This window comes from Amycolatopsis sp. NPDC024027 (genome assembly GCF_040638975.1).
Taxonomy (GTDB): domain Bacteria; phylum Actinomycetota; class Actinomycetes; order Mycobacteriales; family Pseudonocardiaceae; genus Amycolatopsis.
Window position 1 is genome coordinate 279467 of record NZ_JBEZYY010000006.1, and the last position, 20197, is coordinate 299663.

The 20197-nt window shown below is 73.3% G+C and carries 14 protein-coding genes; 2 read left to right on the forward strand and 12 right to left on the reverse strand.

Features of this window, described 5'->3' with window-relative positions:
• Window position 1: 1 nt before the first annotated feature.
• The 7 genes from AB0F52_RS17870 to AB0F52_RS17900 all read right to left on the reverse strand — a co-directional run bounded on the left by AB0F52_RS17870 (window position 2) and on the right by AB0F52_RS17900 (window position 6310).
• Window positions 2-1057, reverse strand: coding sequence for a nitronate monooxygenase (locus tag AB0F52_RS17870; protein ID WP_360171555.1), 1056 nt, complete (start codon window positions 1055-1057; stop codon window positions 2-4).
• Window positions 1054-1785, reverse strand: a complete 732-nt coding sequence (locus AB0F52_RS17875; protein ID WP_360171558.1) for a CoA-transferase — start codon at window positions 1783-1785, stop codon at window positions 1054-1056. The genes AB0F52_RS17870 and AB0F52_RS17875 overlap by 4 nt, the downstream gene beginning before the upstream one ends.
• On the reverse strand, window positions 1782-2645 hold the full coding sequence (locus tag AB0F52_RS17880) for a CoA-transferase (protein ID WP_360171561.1): 864 nt from the start codon (window positions 2643-2645) through the stop codon (window positions 1782-1784). Before AB0F52_RS17880 ends, AB0F52_RS17875 begins: the two co-directional genes overlap by 4 nt.
• Window positions 2635-3375, reverse strand: coding sequence for an enoyl-CoA hydratase family protein (locus tag AB0F52_RS17885; RefSeq protein ID WP_360171564.1), 741 nt, complete (start codon window positions 3373-3375; stop codon window positions 2635-2637). The genes AB0F52_RS17880 and AB0F52_RS17885 overlap by 11 nt, the downstream gene beginning before the upstream one ends.
• The gene (locus tag AB0F52_RS17890; protein ID WP_360171567.1) at window positions 3375-4253 is read right to left on the reverse strand and encodes an SDR family oxidoreductase; all 879 of its coding nucleotides are present in this window, start codon (window positions 4251-4253) and stop codon (window positions 3375-3377) included. Before AB0F52_RS17890 ends, AB0F52_RS17885 begins: the two co-directional genes overlap by 1 nt.
• Entirely contained in the window at window positions 4250-5017 is a 768-nt protein-coding gene (locus AB0F52_RS17895) for an SDR family oxidoreductase (RefSeq protein WP_360171570.1), read from the reverse strand. The genes AB0F52_RS17890 and AB0F52_RS17895 overlap by 4 nt, the downstream gene beginning before the upstream one ends.
• 78 nt (window positions 5018-5095) lie before the next feature.
• The gene (locus AB0F52_RS17900) at window positions 5096-6310 is read right to left on the reverse strand and encodes a helix-turn-helix domain-containing protein (RefSeq protein WP_360171573.1); all 1215 of its coding nucleotides are present in this window, start codon (window positions 6308-6310) and stop codon (window positions 5096-5098) included.
• A 142-nt stretch (window positions 6311-6452) separates the two neighbouring features.
• Between AB0F52_RS17900 and AB0F52_RS17905 the strand changes: the two genes are divergently transcribed.
• Window positions 6453-7130 carry a TetR/AcrR family transcriptional regulator gene (locus tag AB0F52_RS17905; protein WP_360171576.1) on the forward strand — a complete coding sequence of 226 codons (678 nt, stop codon included), beginning with the start codon at window positions 6453-6455 and terminating at the stop codon, window positions 7128-7130.
• A 177-nt stretch (window positions 7131-7307) separates the two neighbouring features.
• Window positions 7308-7967, forward strand: coding sequence for a cutinase family protein (locus tag AB0F52_RS17910; RefSeq protein ID WP_360171579.1), 660 nt, complete (start codon window positions 7308-7310; stop codon window positions 7965-7967).
• A gap of 72 nt (window positions 7968-8039) precedes the next feature.
• On the opposite strand, the gene AB0F52_RS17915 is transcribed toward AB0F52_RS17910, so the two are convergent.
• The 5 genes from AB0F52_RS17915 to AB0F52_RS17935 are packed head-to-tail and all read right to left on the reverse strand — an operon-like array spanning window position 8040 to window position 20169.
• Window positions 8040-9248: a lipase family protein gene (locus AB0F52_RS17915; RefSeq protein ID WP_360171582.1), complete on the reverse strand. Its 1209-nt coding sequence runs from the start codon at window positions 9246-9248 to the stop codon at window positions 8040-8042.
• 30 nt (window positions 9249-9278) lie between these two features.
• Complete coding sequence (locus AB0F52_RS17920; RefSeq protein ID WP_360171585.1) at window positions 9279-10253, reverse strand: alpha/beta hydrolase family protein; 975 nt, start codon at window positions 10251-10253, stop codon at window positions 9279-9281.
• A 9-nt stretch (window positions 10254-10262) separates the two neighbouring features.
• The gene (locus AB0F52_RS17925; protein ID WP_360171588.1) at window positions 10263-11840 is read right to left on the reverse strand and encodes an acyl-CoA carboxylase subunit beta; all 1578 of its coding nucleotides are present in this window, start codon (window positions 11838-11840) and stop codon (window positions 10263-10265) included.
• Window positions 11840-18421 (reverse strand): SDR family NAD(P)-dependent oxidoreductase, encoded by a 6582-nt coding sequence (locus AB0F52_RS17930; RefSeq protein WP_360171591.1) that lies wholly within the window; start codon window positions 18419-18421, stop codon window positions 11840-11842. The genes AB0F52_RS17925 and AB0F52_RS17930 overlap by 1 nt, the downstream gene beginning before the upstream one ends.
• The gene (locus tag AB0F52_RS17935) at window positions 18418-20169 is read right to left on the reverse strand and encodes a fatty acyl-AMP ligase (RefSeq protein ID WP_360171594.1); all 1752 of its coding nucleotides are present in this window, start codon (window positions 20167-20169) and stop codon (window positions 18418-18420) included. Before AB0F52_RS17935 ends, AB0F52_RS17930 begins: the two co-directional genes overlap by 4 nt.
• Window positions 20170-20197 lie beyond the last annotated feature (28 nt).

Below are 20197 nucleotides of genomic sequence, written 5' to 3' on the forward strand. Positions count from 1 at the left end.
CTCATCCTCCCGTTTGCCGGCCGAGCCGCCGCAGGATCTCACCCGCCTCGGCCACTGCGCCTTCGACGATCTGCGCCACCGTGGGCAGGTCGTGGATCATGCCCACCACCTGCCCCGACGCTAGCACTCCCGCGTCCGTCCGGCCTTCGACCAGCCCCGCCCGCAGCAGCATCGGGGTGTTGGCCGCCATGACCAGCTGGCTCCACGTCAGATCGTTGCCGTGCTTCATCGCCAGGCCTTCTTTGACCATGGCAACCGGGGACAGTCCGGTGATATTCCGGAACCGCAGCGCGTTGCGGACCGCTTGCGCCAGGCCGCGGATCCGGCCGGTGCGTTCGAGCTGCTCGACGAGGCCGGTGCGCAGCACCCGGTGCGGGAGGCCGTCGACACGCTTGGTGACGACCGTGCCGGTGAGCCCCTGCTCGAGGTAGAGGCGCTTGACTTCGTCGGGAACCGTGCTCTCCTTGCTCAGCAGGAACCGGGTGCCCATCGCGACGCCGGCCGCGCCGTAGGCGAGCGCGGCGGCGAGCCCGCGGCCGTCGAAGAAGCCGCCGGCGGCGACGACCGGGATGTCGACGGTGTCCAGGACCGAAGGCAGCAGCAGGGTGGTGGCCACGCCCCCGGTGTGCCCGCCGCCTTCGCCGCCCTGGACGATGACGGCGTCGGCCCCCCAGGCGGCGACCTTCTCGGCGTGCCGGGCGGCGCCGACCGACGGGATGACGACGATCCCGTGGTCCCGCAGTTTCGCGATCATCTCCTTCCGCGGGGCCAGCGCGAAGGAAGCGACCTTCACGCCTTCGCGGATCAGCAGGTCGACGCGTTCGCCGGCGTCGGCCGCGTCGGCGCGGAGGTTCACGCCGAACGGCTTCTCCGTCCGCTTCTTGACCTCGGCGATCGCCGCTTCCAGCTCGCCGTACGTCATCGTGGCCGACGCCAGGATGCCCAGCGCCCCGGCTTCCGCGGTGGCCGAGACCAGCCGCGGCCCGGCGACCCAGCCCATCCCGGTCTGCACGATCGGGTGCTCGACCCCCACCAGCCGGGTCAGGGCCGTCTTCACGCCGGTACTTCCTTGTCCCGCAGGCTCTTCGGGTCCAGCACTTCCCGGATCAGGCGCAGCTCTTCCGCGGCGGGTGCCCGGCTCGTCTCCACTGTGGACAGATCGACCTCGAAGGCGGACGCGGCGGTGACCTCGTCACGGGTGACGCCCGGGTGCAGCGACACCGCCCGCATCGAGTGATCGGGCGTGGCGAAGTCGAACACACCCAGGTTCGAAACGACCCGGTACACGTCGTGGTACTTCTCGGCCGACGGCCCCGCCTTCGCCGCACTGTCATATCCCACGCCCGACACCACGTCGACCGCGTCCACGAACACGCGGGTGGAGTGGCGGGGCACCCAGTAGCTGGTGCGGTGGTTGACGGTGTTGCCCGGTGCCCCTCGCACGCCCAGCAGTTGCTTGGCGGGGCGGGCGTGGTCACCGATGGCGGAGATGTTCTGGTTGCCGTACCGGTCGATCTGGTTCGCGCCCATCACGACGTGCCGGCGCCCGTGCGGCACGATCGTGTCCAGCATCTTGCGGAAGGGCTGCCAGCCTTCGACGACGCCGTCGGTGGTCATCAGATAGGCCTCGCCGTCGGACATCAGCAGATCCGGCTCGAACGTCAGCCGCGCGAGCTTCGCGCCCAGCTGCGGGATCAAGCCCATCGGGCTGGCCACGATCTCGCCGTCGCCGCGGAACAGCTCGGCCACCGCCACCACGGCGATCTCGGCCCGGGTCGCGTTCATGCCGCCTCCGCCTCGAACTTGTCCACTTCGGACAGATACTGCTCGTCGCCGCCGGAGAGGAACCGGTCCACGAAGCCCGGCCAGGCGTCGAGGTCCTTGGCACAGGCCGCGTAATGACGCTGGAACCGCTCGTCCCGCCCGTAGTCCGGCACCGCCGTGGTGAAGTGCGCTCCGCGCGGCGCCTCCACAACGCCGTCGACGGCGCCGCGGTTGAGCAGCAGCGACTGCACCGGCCCACCCGCGGTCAGCTCGGCCGTCTCCACCACCTTCTCCACCGACACGAAGCACCTGTCCGCGGCCAGGGCGAACAGGTCGTCGAAGTAGGGGTCGGGGCCGAGGTACTGGGCGTTGCCCCGGGCATCGGCGCGGTTGAGGTGCACGAGCGCGACATCGAGCCGCTGCGCGGGCACCGCGACGAGCTCTTCGGCGTCGTCGTAGGGTGAACGCACGGTGCGCAGACCGGGGTTGGCCCGCATCACCTCCGACCCCAGGCCCGCCCGTGTCGGCAGGAACGGCAGCCGCTGCATCGCCGCCGACAGCGCCGTGCCGAACATACCTTCGTCGTACTCGGTGACCTCGATCGCGCCGGTCTCGCGGGCGCGGCCGAACCACGGGTCGTACGGGATCGAATCCAGGGTGACGAACCCGAACACGACCCGCTTCACCTTGCCCGCGGCGCAGAGCAGGCCGACGTCCGGGCCGCCGTAGGAGACGACGGTCAGGTCCTTGACCGGGGTGCGCAGGATCGCCCGCACGAGCGCCATCGGCTTGCGCCGGGAACCCCAGCCGCCGATCCCGATGGTCATGCCGTCCTTCAGCTCGGCCGCCACGTCGTCGGCGGTCGTGCGCTTATCGGCCATTCAAGAACTCCTCGCGGGCTTCGTCGGACGCGCCGAGCAGGTTCAGTTCGAAGGTGAAGCCCTGCTCGAAGCGGTAGCTGCGGTGCACCTGCTGGGTGTCGATGCCGTTCAGGGCCTCCTTCGCCGCCCGGATCACCCGCGGGTCCTTCTTCGCGATGTCCCGGGCGACGTCGAGGGCGGCTTCGTCCAGCTCCGCGCGCGGCACGACCCGGTAGACCGAACCGTGGGCATGCAGTTCGGCCGCGGTGATCTTGCGGGCGGTGAAGTACAGCGTGCGCGTCAGGTGCTGCGGCACCAGCCGCGCGAGGTGCGTCGCCGCGCCGAGGGCGCCGCGCTCGACTTCCGGGACCCCGAAGGTGGCGTCGTCCGAAGCGATGATCACGTCGGCGTTGCCGACCAGGCCGATCCCGCCGCCGAGACAGAAGCCGTGCACCGCCGCGACCACCGGCACCGCGCAGTCGTAGACGGCACCGAAAGCCGCGTAGCACCCTCGATTGGCGCCGACCAGAGCGTCATAACCGGCACTGCGCTGGATCTCCTTGATGTCCACGCCCGCGTTGAACCCCCGGCCCTCCGCACGGAGGATCACGACGTGCACTCCCGCGTCACGACCCGCCTGCGTGATGGCGTCGGCGAGGTCGAACCAGGCCTGCACGGGCAGGGCGTTCACCGGCGGGAAGTCGACCGTGACGACCTCGACGTGGCCGTCGCGCTTGGTCAGGATGCCCATCAGCTCGCTCCGTAGACCGGTTCGGGCTCGGGCGCTCGCTCGAGCAGTTCCTTCACGACCGGGCCGAGCTCCGCCGGATCCCACCGCTCGCCCTTGTCCACGGCCGGGCCGTGCCGCCACGCCTGCGCCAGGGAAACCTTCCCGCCCTCGACCTCGAAGACCCGGCCGGTGACGTGCCCGGACTCCGCACTGCCCAGCCACACGACCAGCGGCGAGACGTTCTCCGGCGCCATCGCATCGAAGCCGGTGTCCGGACGCGCCATCGACGCGAACACCGCTTCGGTCATCCGGGTCCGCGCGGCCGGCGCGATCGCGTTCACCGTCACCCCGTACCGCGCCAGTTCCGCGGCCGCCACCACGGTCAGCCCGGCGATCCCCGCCTTCGCCGCCGAGTAGTTGCCCTGCCCCACGCTGCCCAGCAACCCGGCACCCGAACTCGTGTTGATCACCCGTGCACTCGGCGTCCGCCCGGCCTTCGCCTCGGCCCGCCAATGGTCCGCAGCGTGCCGCAACGGCGCGAAATGCCCCTTCAGGTGCACGCGGACCACCGCGTCCCACTCGTCCTCGGCGAGGTTGACCAGCATCCGGTCCCGGACGAACCCCGCGTTGTTGACCAGCACGTCCAAGCGGCCGAAGTTCGCCAGCGCCGCGCCGATCAGCTCGCGGGCCCCGGCCCAGTCGGCCACGTCCGAGGTGTCGGCCACCGCTTTCCCGCCGAGTGCCCCGATCTCGGCGACGACCCCGGCGGCCGCGTCCCCGTCGACGTCGTTCACCACCACCGGCGCGCCCTCGGCCGCGAACGCCAGCGCGTGCGCCCGTCCGATGCCGCGGCCGGCGCCGGTCACCACGACCACGCGGTCCTGGCACAACCCGCTCACGAATCCTCCCGATGGTTGACGTCGGCCGCGGCGAGGAACGCCGGGACCTCACCTCCGCCGTGCACGCGCAAGGTCGCGCCGGACACGTAGGAAGCCAGGCCGGAGGCGAGGAACGCGGCGCAGTGCCCGATTTCCGCCGGCTCGGCGAGCCGGCCGAGCGGGACGGTCTTCCCGACCGCCTCGACCGCCGCCTCGCTGCCGTAGTGCAGGTGCGCCTGCTCGGTCCGCACCATCCCGACGTCCAGGGCGTTCACGCGCACCTTCGGCGCCCACTCGACCGCCAGGCTCGCGGTCAGGTTGTCCAGCCCGGCCTTCGCGGCGCCGTAGGCGGCTGTTCCGGGCGACGGGCGGGTGCCGCTCACGCTGGAGATCATCACGATGGAACCGCCGGCGTCCTGGCGCTGCATCACCGCGTTGGCGTGCTGCGCGACCAGCAGCGGGGCCAGCAGGTTCAGCTGCACGATCTTCTCGTGCAGCCTCGGCGACGCCGCCGCGGCCGACACGTACGGCGCCCCGCCGGCGTTGTTCACCACCACGTCCAGGCGGCCGTGCCGCTCGACGATCCCCTCGACCAGGGCGGCCACCTGCGTCTCGTCGCGGACGTCGCACGCGGCGAACTCCGCCTCGGTGGGTGCTTCCCGCCGCGCACAGACCACGACCCGGGCACCGTGGGCGAGGAACACGTCGGCGATCCCCCGGCCCACGCCGCGGACGCCCCCGGTGACCAGGACCACCGTCCCGGCCAAGCCCAGCTCCGTCTTCACCGGCACACCACCTTCCGTCCCCAAAACTAGAACATGTTCTCGCTGGGGACAAGGTCGGGAGCCGAGCCGGGAAGCCGGCTACTCGTCGGGAGAGGAGAACTCGTTCCGGGTGACCCGCAGGCCCGACGCCCGCAGCGCGGCCTGCATGGCGAACCGCGCGTCCGGGTCGTCGAGGCGCGCACCGAAGGCCTGCTTGAGCTGACGCACGCGGTAGCGGACGGTCTGCGGGTGCACCGAAAGGTCGACCGCGATCTTCTCGGAGTTGCCGCCGTTCTGCAGCCAGGACAGCAGGGTCTCGCCCAGCCGGCGGCGGGTCCGCTCCGGGAACTGCCCGAGCGGGGTTAGTTCCAGCCGGGCGACCTGCTCGGCCAGGGGCGAGTCCGACAGCAGCCACAGGTCCGTGAGGTGGTCGGTGCACCAGGTCACGGGCGCGTCCGGGAGCGCGCCGTCCGCCACCAGCCGCAGCGCGGTGCGCGCCCAGCGCAGGGAGTGCGCCGCCGCGCCGAGGTCCGTCGGCGGCCCGACCGCGACACGGGTGCCGAGCCGCGTCAGGGTCCGCGCGTCGACCGGGGCGGGCACCAGCAGGTACGGCTGCGCGGAGTCGAGGTCGGCGAGGACGTCGGAGCCCCAGGAAGTGCTCACCGTCGTCTCGGCGGCCACCGCCGCCACCTCACGGGGCACCGGCCAGCCCGCCGCCGACGCGAGCTCGGCGAGGACCGCGTCCGGGATCGTGCCCGGGCCGGTCAGCAGCCGCAGCAACCGCCGCCGCAGGCCCGCCCGGGTGCCCTCGAGCTCCGCCCACGCCTCGCGGTGCCCTCGGCTCGGCATCCGGGCGAGCTCGTCCGCGTAGCCGAACAGCATCTCGGCCAGCTGCGCCATGACCGCGGAGGACAGCCGGTGCCGCCGGCCCAGCCGCATGATCCAGCGCCAGCCGACCCGGGTACCCACGCGATAGGCCGCCTGCAGGTCGTCGAGGGTGCGGCCTTCGCGTGCCTCGCCCGCGCCGAGCCGGCGGCACGTCTCGTACAGCCGGTCGCGCGAGGCCAGTGGATCCTCGACGAGGTCGACGAAGAGCGCGACGGCGCACTCGACGCCGTGCCGGGTCTTGCGGCCGTAGGTCCCGTCGCCCGGCCGGGCGTAGACGGGGACGGCCCGCAGCACCTCCCGGACGATTCCGTCCACCAGCGCCGGGAGCGCCGGACGCATCAGTGCGGCGAGCTCTTTGCGCCGGAGAACCTCGTCGCCGGCGTCCCGGGGAGCGGGGACGGGTTGACGGGCACTGTCGCGGGACACCAGGGTTCCTCCACCGGGGGACGGCGATCGCAACTCTTTCGGGGGTCCGGGTGGCGGAGCCCCCGGCCCGGGGCGAAGCCCCGGATCTCACGGAGCGTGCTTTACCGGACAGTAAAGCAAGGAGCCGTTACAGTACACCTCCATGAGCCGGCAGAGTCCTCCTGATCGATCCAGCGCTCGCCGCAGCCCGGCCGCCCGGCCCACCGACGACGAGCTGCTCGACGCCGCCCGCGCGGTGTTCGCCGAGCGGGGGTACGCCCAGGCCACCATGGGGCTGATCGCGGACCGCGCCGACTCCACCAAGCCCACCCTCTACGCGCATTTCGGCGACAAGGCGGCCCTGTTCCGCACCACCGTCCGGCGCGAGGTCGCCGCGCTGCGGGCCTGGGTGATCAGCGCGTACGAAACGGCGAACAACCGCCCCCTGGAGGAGCGCGTCCGGCTGTCGGTGATGGCCATGTTCGCCTACGCCGGCGCCCACCCGGAGAGTTTCCGGCTGCTGTTCGACTCGGCCGTCGACGAGATGTCGAACGAGCGCCGCGCGCTGGCCGACTCCATCGCCACCCACGTGGTCGGCCAGGTCCGGGACCACCTGCTCGCCCACGGGCGCCCGGTCGGCCCCGGCGCGGACCTGCTGGGGGCGATGATGGTCGGCCTGGTCGGGCGGGCCGCGATGCACGTGTCCCACTCCCCCGGGCTCGACCCGATCGCCGCGGGCGAGCTGGCGGCCGGGTTCGTGATGGCCGCGCTGCGCGGGCTGGACCCCGCGCTGCTGGAGCGCCTCGACCGCCAGCACCCGGCCGGGCAGTGCGCCATCTGAGCGTCCACACCGGACCGTTTGTCACCGGCTGAACAATTCCCGGCGCACCGGGAAATCACCTCTTGCCGGGTTCGGCAACCACTGCGACGCTGCGATCACCGCAAGCGCCGCATGCATTTCCGTCCCCCACGGAAAGCGCTTGCCGACCCCTTTTCCCACAATGAGGTGTGATCAGCCATGATTCGCGTCCCCCAGAAACGCCTGCTTTCCGCCGCCGCCGCGGTGGGCTTCGCCGTCGCCGGGCTCACCGTGGCCGCCGCGCCGGTCGCTTCGGCGGCGCCGTGCACCGACATCGACGTCCCGGTGGCTCGCGGCACGGGCGAACCCGGCACGCTGGGTCTCATCGTCGGCGACCCGGTCTTCTCGGCCGTGCAGAGCCGGCTGCGCCCGCGCTCGGTGAGCAGCTACCGCGTCGACTACCCGGCCGACCTCGGCGAACCGGCGTCGGTGCAGCGCGGCAACACCGACCTGGTCAACCACGTGCGGTCGCAGGCCGCGGCCTGCCCGTCCCAGCGGTTCGTCCTCGTCGGCTACTCCCAGGGCGCCAACGTCGTCGACAACTCGATCGGCATCAGCAGCGACGGCGCCGTCGTCGGCGGCCCGATCGTCGCCACCATCCCCGCGGACCTGGCGCCGCGGATCGCGGCCATCGTGTTGTTCGGCAACCCGATCCGCGCGATCGGCCGTTCGGTCACCGGCACCTACCAGAGCCGCACCAAGGACTACTGCGCCCTCGGCGACCCGATCTGCCAGTTCGGCGGCACCAACATCCTGGCCCACCTCAGCTACGGCAACCAGGCCAACGACGCGGCCGGGTTCGTCGCGGGCAAGGTCTGATCCCGGCCCGCTGCAGTGAATGACTCATTCCTGGCGTCGGACGTCAGGAATGAGTCATTCACTGCGTCCGGATCAGCAGTTCGCAGGCGCGGTTTCGCCGTTGAACCGCTTCACGATCCACTGGTGCGCATCCGCGTTGCCGGCCAGGATTCCGGTGGCGTGTTCGGCGAGATAGGTGGTCCACTGCTCCCGCACCCCGGCCGCGCAGTACGCCCGGTGCAGCGCCTCCGCCTGCGGGGTGTTGACGATCTCGTCGGTGCTCGCGTGGTACTGGAACACCGGCACCCGCGGCGGGTGGGCGCCCAGCTTGTTCTGCGCCAGCCGCGCCTGCCACTGCGGTGTCCCGAGCGGGTTCGACGTCGTGAAGTCGCTGATCTTCTTGAAGGAGTAGTTCAGCAGCAGTTCCGCCGTGCACGCGTTCTTCTTCGCGTCGGCCAGTTGCCGGCGACCGGTGTCGTTGAGGAACGAATCCAGCCTCAGCTCCGGGTACGCGGCATCGAGCCCGACCGCGGCGAAGGCCAGGAACCCGAAGCCGAGGTAGCCGTCGAGGCCCTTCGCGACTTCGGTCAGGTCGGCCGGCACCCCACCCGCGACGACGCCGACGGCGTTCAGTTCGGGAGCGTAGGTGGGCTGTTTCTCCCCGGCCCACATCGATCCACCGCCGCCCTGCGAGTAACCCTGGAAGATCACCTTGGCGCCCTGGGAAAGCCGGGTGGCCGGCAGCTCCTGCGCCGCCCGCACCGAGTCGATCACCGCGGGTCCCATGGACTGCCCGGTGATGTAGGTGGGCACGGTCGCCGGCGAATAGCCCTCGTAGTCGGTCACCGCGACCGCGTAGCCGCTGGAGAGCGAGTCGTTGATGGCGGGCTGGTCGTACAGCGTGCCGCGTTCCATCGCCTTGGACGCCGTGCACTTGAACGCCGGGCCCTGCGTGCCGACCGCGTAGCCGACGATCGGCGCCTTGGCCGGGTCCACGCCCTTCGGCACGAGGATCGTCCCGGTGACCGCGTTCCGGTTCCCCAGCGCGTTGGTCGACAGGTACATGACCTGCCAGGCGTCGGCGTTGAGCGCGTTCAGCAGCGGCACCGCCGGACGCCACCGGATGACGTCACCCGGTTTCCCGGCCGGCAGTGGCGACGGCGGGGTGTAGAAGGAGTCGTCGAACGGTCCGGGCAGCAGGGGTGCCGCGCCGGCGGGCGGGCTCGCGGCCGCGACGCCCAGTGCCACCAGGCAGCAGGTCAGGAGCGCCGAAAGCACGGCGCGACATCGGGCATGCTTCACCACAACCTCCATCGGGGAAAGGGAATGCGCTCAGGCCGGGAGGCCGAGTGCGCCGGCCAGGACCGGCCAGGACTGGTGCAGGGCCCGCTGCCAGTACGGCCAGCTGTGGGTGCCGGCCCCGTAGTAGTCGACGGTCGCCGGGATCCCGGCGGTCCGCAGGCGGTCGGTGAAGCTGCGGGACGACATCTCCGCCGTCGACTCCAGGAAGTCCGCCTGCCCCGGCGGGTCGAGCGGCCCGGTCTGCCCGTTGCCGCAGGAGACGTAGAGCGCGGTGCCGCGCAGCTGGTCGACGTGGTCGTAGGGGTTGTTCGCCGACCAGATCGCCGGCAGGCCGAACGCATCACCCCAGAGGTTGAGGTAGTTGTAGACCCCGGCGCGCGCCAGGATGCCGATGATCCAGACCGGCAGCCCCGGGTAGAGCGTGTTCGGCACCCCGCTGTAGGACGCGGCCGCACCGAACATCCCCGGGTGCTTGAACGCGTACGCCATCGCGCCGTACCCGCCGATCGACAGCCCGGCGACCGCGCGGCGCGTGCCGCCGCGATAGCCGCGCTCGACGATCTGGCGCACTTCGGCGGTGTGGAAGGTGTCCCAGTCGGGGGTGTTCCAGAGGCCGAAGTTCCACCACTTCGTGTACATCCCCGCCGCCCCGTCCGTCGGCATCACGACCAGGGCGTCCTTGGCCGCGGTGAACGCCTTGACGTCGGTGAACTGGTCCCACGAGCGGTAGTCGACCGGCTCGCAGCAGCCGTGCAGCAGGTACAGCACGGGCCAGGTCCGCGTGGGCTGCGCGGCCCAGCCGGAGGGCACGATCAGCCGCACCATCCCGGTGGTGCCCAGGGCCGGCGAGCTGATCTGCAGGTCGACGGTCCGGGCGTCCACCCAGGTCTCCTGGACGACCTTCGCGCCGTCGTCGGCCACGGCCGGGCTCGCCTGGGCGGGCGCCACGCCGGCACCGGCGGTCAGGAGGACGACGGACAGCGCCAGCAAGGCGATCCGCTTCATATGGACTCCTCAGAGGGGGATGTTCCCGTGTTTCCGGGCCGGCAGGCTCTGGCGTTTGGTGCGCAGCATCCGCAGGGCCCGCGCCACCTGGAGGCGGGTCTGCGACGGCGTGACGACTTGGTCGACGTAACCGCGCTCGGCGGCCAGGTACGGGCCGCCGTGGCGTTTGCGGTACTCGTCGGTGAGCCGCCGGCGGGCCGGCTCGCGTTCCTCCGGCGGCAGCCCGGCCAGCTCGCGCCGGTAAAGCACCCGGACCGCGCCTTCGGCACCCATCACCGCGATCTCCGCGGTGGGCCAGGCCAGCACGACGTCGGCGCCGAGGTGCTTCGAGCCCATCACCGCGTAGCCGCCGCCGTAGGCCTTGCGGACCACCACGGTCACCTTCGGCACGGTCGCCTCGGAATAGGCGTAGATCAGCTTGGCCCCGCGGCGGATGATGCCGCCGCGTTCCTGCTCGGTGCCCGGCAGGTAGCCGGGCACGTCGGCCAGGGTGAGCAGCGGGATCGAGAAGGCGTCGCAGAAGCGCACGAACCGCGCGGCCTTCTCCGACGCGTCGATGTCCAGCACGCCGGCCTGGTGCCGCGGCTGGTTGGCCACGACGCCGACCGTGTGACCCTGCACCCGCGCGAAGGCGCAGATCATGTTGGGCGCGAAGGCGCTGTGCACTTCGGTGAACTCGCCGTCGTCGACCAGCCGGCGGATCAGCTCGGCCATGTCGTAGGTCTGGTGCGGCGAGTCGGGCACCAGCCGGTCGAGCTCGAGGTCGGCGGCGGTGAGCCCGGGGCTGGTTTCGTCGGCGTACGCGGGCCTGGGGTCGAGGTTGTTCGCGGGCAGGTACCCGAGCAGCGTCTGCACCCAGTCGACGGCGTCCTGTTCGTCGGCGGCGCGGTGGTGGGCGTTGCCGGCGACCTCGCTCTGCACGGCCGCCCCGCCGAGTTCCTGCGCGGTGACGCGCTCACCGGTGACGGCGTGCACGACGTCCGGGCCGGTGACGAACATGTGCGAGGTGTCGTCGACCATCACGGTGAAGTCGGTGATGGCCGGCGCGTAGACCGCGCCGCCGGCGCACGGGCCCATGATCATCGAGATCTGCGGGACGACGCCGGACGCATGGGCGTTGCGGCGGCCGAGTTCGGCGTAGTACGCCAGCGAGACGACGCCTTCCTGGATCCGGGCGCCGCCGGAGTCGTTGATCCCGACGACCGGGCAGCCGATGGTCATGGCCAGGTCCATCAGCTTGAGGACCTTTTCCCCGGAGACCTCGCCGAGGCTGCCGCCGAAGACGCTGAAATCCTGGGAGAACACGCAGATCTGCCGCCCGTCGACGGTGCCGTGCCCGGTGACGACACCGTCACCCCACGGCCGGTTCGCGTCCATCCCGAACTCCGCGCACCGGTGCCGCGCGAACTGGTCGACCTCCACGAAGGACCCGGGGTCCAGCAGCAGCCCGATCCGTTCGCGCGCGGTCAGCTTCCCCTTGGCGTGCTGCCGGTCGACGGCCCGCTTTTCGGCGATCCGCACGGCTTCGTCCTGCCGGGCGGCGAGATCGGCGATCCGGAAGGCGGTGGTCGGGGTCAGCTCGTCCATCACCGCACCACCGCCCCGAGCCGCTCGGCCAGCACGGCCACGTGCGGTGGATCGATCATCGACACGTGGTCGCCGGGAACGCGCACGACTTCGAGGGCGCCGCAGTGGGCGTCCCAGCCGAGGGCGTCGTCGGTGCGCAGGTACCGCGGGTCCAGCGCGGTGGTGAGTGGATGCGGATCCTGGGCGCGCAGCAGGACCACCCGCCCGTCGTAGCGCTCCGGCGTGTACCGCTCGGCCACCCGCGCGTCCACATAGGACTCGTACTGGTGCTTGAGGACGCCGGCGCCCAGGTCCGGCACCTGCTCGGCGAGCTTGGCCATGACCCAGCGGATCTGCGCGTCCTCGTCCAGCCTCGCCAGTTCTTCGCGGGGCACGTCGAAGGGGACGCCGTAGGTCCGCGAGATGTGGCCGGCGAACCGGTCGAAGCGGTCGAGCAGTGCGTCGGCCGCGGTGCCCGTGGCGGGCAGCGGCAGGATGGTGTCGATGAGGAAGACGAGTTCGGCGTTTTTCAGGTGACGTGCGGTCTCGTAAGCGAGACAGCCGCCGAACGACCAGCCGCCCAGCCGGTAGGGGCCCGCCGGCTGGATGTCCCGGATCAGCTCGGCGTACCGGGCCGCTTTGCCTTCGACGGTGTGCTGCTCGTCGAGGCGTTCGAACGCGTAGACCGGCGGCCCTTCGGGGAGCAGCCGGGCGAGTTCCCGGTAGACGCTCGCGGTGCCGCCGGCCGGGTGGAAGAGGAAGACGGGCGGCCCGGTGACACCATCGCGCAGGAGCCGCACGGGGCCGCCACCGTGCCCTTCGAGCTCGGCCCGCAGGAGATCGGCCATCCCGGCGACGGTCGGGGTGGCGAAGAGCCGGTGTTGCTCCGGGACGGCGGTGAGGTGCGCGGCGAAGATCGCCCGCAGCTGCCGGGCCTGCGCGGGGTCGCCGCCGAAGTGCTCGTGGACGCCGGGTTCGGCGCCGCCGAGGACGGTCCGCCAGTGCCGGGCCACCCAGCGTTCGGCGGGATCCCGCGGCCCGGTGACTGCTGGCGCAGCAGGCGCTGTCCGGCCGAGGAGGTGCCGGGGACCGGCCTCCGCCGGCGCAGCGGGTCCGGCGGAGGCCGCCTGCCCGGCAACCGCCGACACAGCGGGTCCGGCGAGGCCCCGTGGATCACCAGCCGCCAACGCAGCAGGCCCGAAACCCGCCTGCTCGGCCAGGTTCCCGGCAAGCTCCGTCAAGCTGGCCCCCCGCAGCAGCAGGGGAATCGGCAGCGGCAGGCCGAAGTCCCGTTCCACCGCGCCGCGCGCCCGCATCGCCGACAGCGAATCCAGCCCCAGCCGGGTGAGCGGCACCGTCCGGTCGATCTCCGGCAACCCCAGCAGGTCCGCGACCAACCCCGCCAGGTGCGAAGCGATCGCCGCGTGGGCGGCCTCCGGTGAGGCGCCGCGCAGCGCGTCCAGTCCGTCCCATGTGGACGATGCGGCCCGCGGTCCGAACAGCGTGAAGAACGGCCGCTCCCCCAGCCTGGGGAAGAGCTCCAGCACCGTCCCCGGGTCCACCCGCGCCACCCCGGTCGCGGCGCGGTCGCGCGCCAGCACGAAGTCCAATGCCGACAACGCTTCCTCGGTGCCGAGCGGCTCGAGCACCGGGTTGGCCGAACCGGCCACCGCGCCCACCTCGCCCCACGCGCCCCAGCCGATCGTCGCGGCCGGGAGGCCCTGGGCGCGGCGCCACGCGACCAGCGCGTCGGCCCACGCGTTCGCCGTCGCGTACGCGGCCTGGCCCGGCGATCCGAACAGCGCGGCCGCCGACGAGTACACCAGCCACCAGTCGAGGTCGTGGCCGGCCGTCGCTTCGTGCAGCCGCCACGCGCCCAGCGCCTTCGGCCGCCAGACCGCTTCGAGCGCGTCGCCGTCGAGGCTGATCGCGGCGCCGTCGGCCAGGACGCCGGCGGCATGCAGCACCCCGCGAAGCGGCACGCCCCCTTCGACGGCCGCCGCGACCAGGGTCTCGGCCGTGCCCGGAGCGGCGACGTCGCCCGGTACCACCCGGATGTCGACGCCCGGTTCACCGGGCCCGGGGTCGGCGGCGTGCCGGCTGTTCAGCACCAGCCGCGTCGCGCCCCGCGCCGCCAGCCACTTCGCCGCGGCCAGGCCCAGGCCGCCGAGGCCGCCGGTGACGATGTACGCGCCGTCGCGGACCGGCTCGCGGACCGGGTCACCCACGGCGGGCCGGATCAGGCGCCGCGTGTACCGCACGCCGCCACGCCAGGCGATTTCGTCGTCCGGGCCGTCCGCGCGGACCTCGTCCCGCAGCCGGTCCGCTCCGCCGTCGACCTGGCTCACCCGCAGCTCGGGGTGCTCGAAGGCCAGCACGCGCACGAGCCCGCGCAAGGCGGCCACCCCGGGATCGCCCCGCTCGCCGGGCTCGACGGCGTGCGCTCCGGCGCTCGCCAGCCACAACCTGGGCGCCACCGGCAGTTCGGCCAGTTCGGCGACGACGCCGGCCAGGGTCTCGACCAGCCGCGCCCCGCGAGCCGGATCCGGCTCGGTCTCACCGCCGAGCAGGGCGAGGACCGCGGTCGGTTCACCGTCGCGCAGCAGTTTCGCCAGCTCGGGCCGGTCGCCGAGGCGGGCGGTGCGGACGTCCTCACCCGCGAACTGCTCGCCGAGATCGCCGTCGGACAGCACGATCCAGCGATGCGCCCGCCTTGGCCCGCGGGGGCGCCCCCCGTTTTCCACACTACCGGCCGGCACCGACAATTCCGGTGCGGCGGGCAGCGGCGCCGGCTGCCAGGCCGCCTCGAACAGCAGCCGCGTCAGCGCCGCGTCGCGGTAGGGGCGGCAGTAGACGTCGCGGAATTCGACCAGGACGACGTCGCCGGCGTCGACCAGCTGGACGCTGCCGAGCACGCCGTCGCCGGACTCCCGCAGGACGGCGTCCACCCGCACGCCCCGTCGCGGGTCGCCGGCGACCACCACCTCGGCCACGCTGAGCGGCAGGTAGAGGGCATCCGCGTCGCCGACGGCCGCGGCCAGCGCGTGCAGGCAGGCGTCGGCGAGCGCCGGGTGCAGCACGTACGCGAGATGGTCGGCTTCCGGTTGCGCGATCGACGCCGACGCGCGGCCGGGCGAGGCCGTCACCCGGCGCAGGCCGCGGAAGGCCGGGCCGTAGGACTGCCCCAGCTCGGCCAGCGCCCGGTAGACGTCGACCGGCTCCCCGGCGGTTTCCCCGAAGGGCGCCGACGGTGTGCCGCCGGTGCCGATCCGCGCGGTGGCGTGCCGGACCCACCGCCCGGATCTCGTGTGGACACTCAATTCGGTGCCGCGGAGCGTCGTGGTCACCTCGGTGTGGTCGCCGAGCGGCAGGACTTCCCGCAGTTCGAGGTCGTGGACGCGACCACCCGGACCGGCGGCGGCGAGCGCGAGTTCCAGGAAACCGGTGGCCGGGAACACCGGGACGTCCCGGACGGTGTGGCCGGCCAGCCACGGCACCGCGGCGATGCCGATGTCGCCCCGCCACAGGTGGCCGCCGCCGGGGTCTTCGATGTGGACCCCGAGCAGGGGATGGGCGCCGCCGGTGCGGACGGTCCGGCGCGGCCAGAAGCGTTCGTGCCGCCAGACCGGGCCGGGCAGCTCGACCGGCGGCAGCTGCGGCCGGGCGGCCAGCACGCCGGGATGGCCACTCCGGCTCGGAGCGAAGCTCCGGTTGTCACCGCCGAGCACGTGCAGCCGGGCGAGGCTGGTCAGGAACGCCGTCCGCTCGTCGATCCGGCGGCTCGCCGAGGGCAGGCCGAGCCCGCCGGACTGCTCGATCGCGGCCAGCGCGACGGGGTGCGGCGAGATCTCGACGAAGACGGTGTGCCCGTCGTCGGCGGCCGCGGCCAGTGCCTGGCTGAACCGCACGGGCCGGCGCAGGTTCGCCGCCCAGTACTCGACGTCGAAGGCGGGCGGCTCGTCGTGGACGCTGCTGTAGCACCGGATTCCGGGCGTGGCCGGGGTCAGCCCCGCTACCGCGGCGCGGAACGGGCCGAGCAGCGGCTCGACGGCGGCGGAGTGCCCGGCACCCCCGACCGGCAGCCGTTTCGCGAGCCGGCCGAGGTGTTCGGCGTGCGCGACCACGGCCTCGACGCGGTCCGCGGCCCCGCTGATGGTGCACTGGGTCGGCGAGGCGTACACGGCGATGGTGACGTCGGGGAATTCCGCGAGCTCGGCCGGCGAAAGCTCGACGAGCGCCATCGCCCCGCCCCCGCGTTCGTCGAGCTCGGCGAGCAGCCGCGCCCGGGCGGCCATGACCCGCAGGCCACCGGCGACATCGAGCGCCCCGGCCTCGACCGCGGCGGCGACCTCCCCCATCGAATGCCCGAGCACGGCGGCGGGAGTCACCGCGTGCGCGCGCCAGAGAGCGGCCAAAGCGAGTTGCACGCCGAACAGCGCGAGCTGGGTCGCGGCGAGGTCGGGAAGCTCGTGTTCGAGGGCTTCGCGCAGCGAGAACCCGGCTTCGGCCCGGAAGACGGGATCGAGCGCCTCGATTTCGGCCCGGAAGGCCGGTTCGGAGCGCAGCAGCAGGCGGCCCATGCCGGACCACTGCGAGCCATAGCCGGAGAAGACGAAGACGACCCCCCGCTCACCGGCCGCGCCACCGCTCCCGCCCGGGCCACCGGCCGCACCGATCCCACGGGCCACGCCGACCGACCCACCTGCACCACCGCCCGCACCGGCCGCGCCACCAGCCCCGCCGACCCCACCCGGGCCACCGGACAAGCCACCGGCCGTGCCGATTCCCCCGGCCACGTCGACCGGCCCATCCGCACCACCGGCCCCGCCCGCGATACCGCGCCCGTCGGCCAAGCCCCGCAGGGCCTCGACCACCTCACCCCGGCTATCCCCGACCACCGCCCCGCGCACCGGCAGGTGCTCCCGCCGGTGCGCCAACGTCGAGGCGACCGCGTCGAGCGGCACCGCACCGTCCGCCAGCCAGTCCGCCAGCTCACCCGCCCGTGCCCGCAGCACCTCCGCCGACCGGGCCGAAAGCGCGAACACCCGCGGCCCACCGGCACCGGCCCGGGGCGGGAACGACGCCGCCGGCCACTCCTCCAGCACGACGTGCGCGTTCGTCCCGCCGAACCCGAACGCCGAGACCCCGGCCCGCGCCGTTCCCGAATACCGCGGCCAGTCCGTCCCCGACGCCACCACCCGCAACCCGGTGAAGTCGATGTGCGGGTTCGGCTCGCGGAAGTGCAGGCTCGGCGGCAGCCGCCGGTGCGTCATCGCCAGCACCACCTTCACCAGCCCGGTGATGCCGGCCGCGCCTTCGAGGTGGCCCAGGTTGCTCTTCACCGACCCCAGCAGCAGCGGACGTCCCGGCGAACGCCCCGCCCCGAGCACCGTCGCCAGCGCACCCGCCTCCAGCGGATCGCCCAGCGGCGTGCCGGTCCCGTGCGCCTCGACGTAGTCCACAGAGGACGGATCGACGCCGGCCGTGGCGTACGCGTCGCGCAGCAACGCCGCCTGAGCGTCCGGGTTGGGGGCCGTCAGGCCGTTGGACCGGCCGTCGGAGTTCACCGCACTGCCGCGGATCAGCGCCAGCACCCGGTCCCCGGCCCGCCGCGCCGCCCGCAGCGTCTTCAGCACGACCACGCCGCAGCCTTCGCCGCGGGCGATCCCGTCGGCGCCGGCGTCGAACGGCTTGCAGCGGCCGTCCGCGGCCAGCACCCCCGCCCGGTGAAAACCGGCGGTGATGCCCGGCGAGAGCAGGACGTTCACCCCGGCGGCGAGCGCCGTCTCGCTCTCGCCGCGGCGCAGGCTCTGCACCGCCTGGTGCACCGCGACCAGCGACGACGAGCACGCGGTGTCCAGGGTGAGGCTGGGCCCGCGCAGGTCGAGCAGGTACGACAGCCGGTTCGCCGCGATGCTCGCCGCCGCGCCGGTCCCGGACCAGACGTCGACCCCCGCGACGTCGGTCATCGTCAGCGAGCCGTACTCGGTGGCCGACAGCCCGACGAACACCCCGGTCCGGGTACCGCGCAGCGTGGCCGGCGGGATCCCCGCGTGCTCCAGCGCCGCCCAGACGACCTCGAGGAGGATCCGCTGCTGCGGGTCCATCGCCTCGGCTTCGCGCGGGGTGATGCCGAAGAACGCCGCGTCGAACCCGGCGACGTCGTCGAGGAACCCGCCGCGCGACGGCACGCCGGCGAGGTCTTCCACCGGGGCGAAGGTCTCCCAGCGGCCTTCGGGGACGTCGCCGATGCCGTCGCCGCCGGAGTCGAGGAAGCGCCAGAACGCTTCCGGGGATTCGATCCCGCCGGGCAGCCGGCAGCCGAGGCCGACGACCGCGATCGGCTCGCCGTCCTCCGGTAGCGGCACGTACGCCACCTCGGAATCCACAGTGGACAAGTGGCCGGCGAGCGCGGCGATCGTCGGGTACTGCCACACCAGGGTCGGCGACAGCGGGCGCCCGGTGAACTCGCCCAGGTCGGCCGCCAGGCTCGCCGCGTCCCTCGAGGACAGTCCGGTTTCGTGCAGCGGCCGGTCGACGTCCACGTCGCCGAGGCGCGCGAGCAGCCAGGCGCGGATCGCCGCGGCGTCCGGCGCGCTCATCCGAGCCGCCGGGCGGTGAGCACACCGTCCAGATAGGACTCCCGGCACCGGGCCCGGCTGATCTTGCCGCTGGAGGTGCGGGGCACCTCGCCCGGCGCCAGGAAGACGACGTCGTGCAGGCGTAGCCCGTGTCCGGCCGAAACCGCCGCCCGCAGGGCCGCAGCGGCCTCGGTGACGTCGGCTTCGGTGTTCTTCGCCCGTTCCAGGACGACGACCGCGGCTTCCCCGTCGCCGCCGTCGATCGCGAAGGCCGCGGCCGAGTGCGGCCGCACGGCCGGGTGTTCCTCGGCGGTCTGCTCGATGTCCTGCGGGTAGTGGTTGCGGCCGTCGACGACGACCAGGTCCTTCAGCCGGCCCGTCACGAACAGCTCGCCGTCGAACACCACGCCGAGGTCGCCGGTCGCCAGCCAGCCCTCACCGGTGTCCGGATCGAGCGGGGGCAGGCCGAAGGCGGCCACCGACGCTTCGGCCCGGCCCCAGTAGCCGCGGCCGACGTTCGGGCCGCTGACCCGGATTTCGCCGACCTCGCCGGGCTCGGCGGGCTCCCCGGTCACCCGGTCGGCGATCCGCACCCGCTGGCCGACCGGGTGACCGCACGAGACGAGCGTCGTGGCGGCCGCGCCCGCGGCGGCCGGCACGGCGGATCCGGCGGCGAGCCGGGCCCGGTCGAACGTGACCTGCCGGGGCGGTTTTCCCGCGTCCGTCACGGAAACCAGCACGGTGGCCTCGGCCAGGCCGTAGGAGGAGCGGTGCACCTCCGGCCGCAGCCCGCAGCCGGCGAAGGCGGCGTGGAACTTGGCGATCGTGGCCGGCAGCACCGGTTCGCTGCCGTTGATCAGCGAGACGACCCGGCTCAGCTCGAGGTAGAGCTTCTCGTCCTCGGTGACGCGGGAAGCGCAGTAGGCGTAGGCGAAGTTGGGCGCCGCGCTGATCGCGCCGGGACTGGCCGAGAGGGCGCGCAGCCAGCGCGCGGGCCGTTCGAGGAACGCCAGCGGGTCCATCAGGACCGCTTCCAGCCCGCCGGCCATCGGCGCGCCGATGCCGAGGATCAGGCCCATGTCGTGGAAGAGCGGCAGCCAGCTGACCGCCGACGTGGTCCCGCTCTCGGCGCCGTAGGCCGCGCACGCCTGACGGGCGTTGGCGAGCACGTTGCGGTGGGTCAGCACGACCCCGGCGGGCGAGCGCGTCGAGCCGGACGTGTACTGCAGGTAGGCCGGGGCGTCGGGATCGGGCTCGGGCCAGTCGTGCGCCCCGGGCTCGACCGGCGGCACGGCGTCGACGTCGACCACCGCCGGGTCGACCGCGCAACCGGAGAGGAACCTCGTGACCGCCTCGCCTTCCCCGGCCGTGGTCAGCACGACCCGCGGGCCGCAGTCGGCGAGTGCCGCGGCCAGCCGGCCCGCGTGCCCGGGCAGGCCGGGTGCGAACAGGGGCACGGCGACCAGTCCCGCCCGCAGCGCGCCGAGGAACGCGACGACGTAGCCGGCGGACTGCCCGGCCAGCACCGCCGCCCGCTCCCCCGGACCGGCCACTTCGGACAGCCGGGCCGCGACCGCCTCGACCCGCTGGTCGAGCTCGCGCCAGGTGAGCGTGACCGCCCGGCCGTCGCCGCCGTCGCGGTGGTCGAGGTGGGTCACGGCGATCCGATCGCCGAGCCGGCGCGCCCAGTGACCCAGCAGGGTCGCGAAGGACTCGCCGCCGTCGACGGGCGCACCGGTGACGGGAACCGGCCGGGAAATGGTTTCCATGCATCCTCGCAGAGAGCGTTTACCGGCG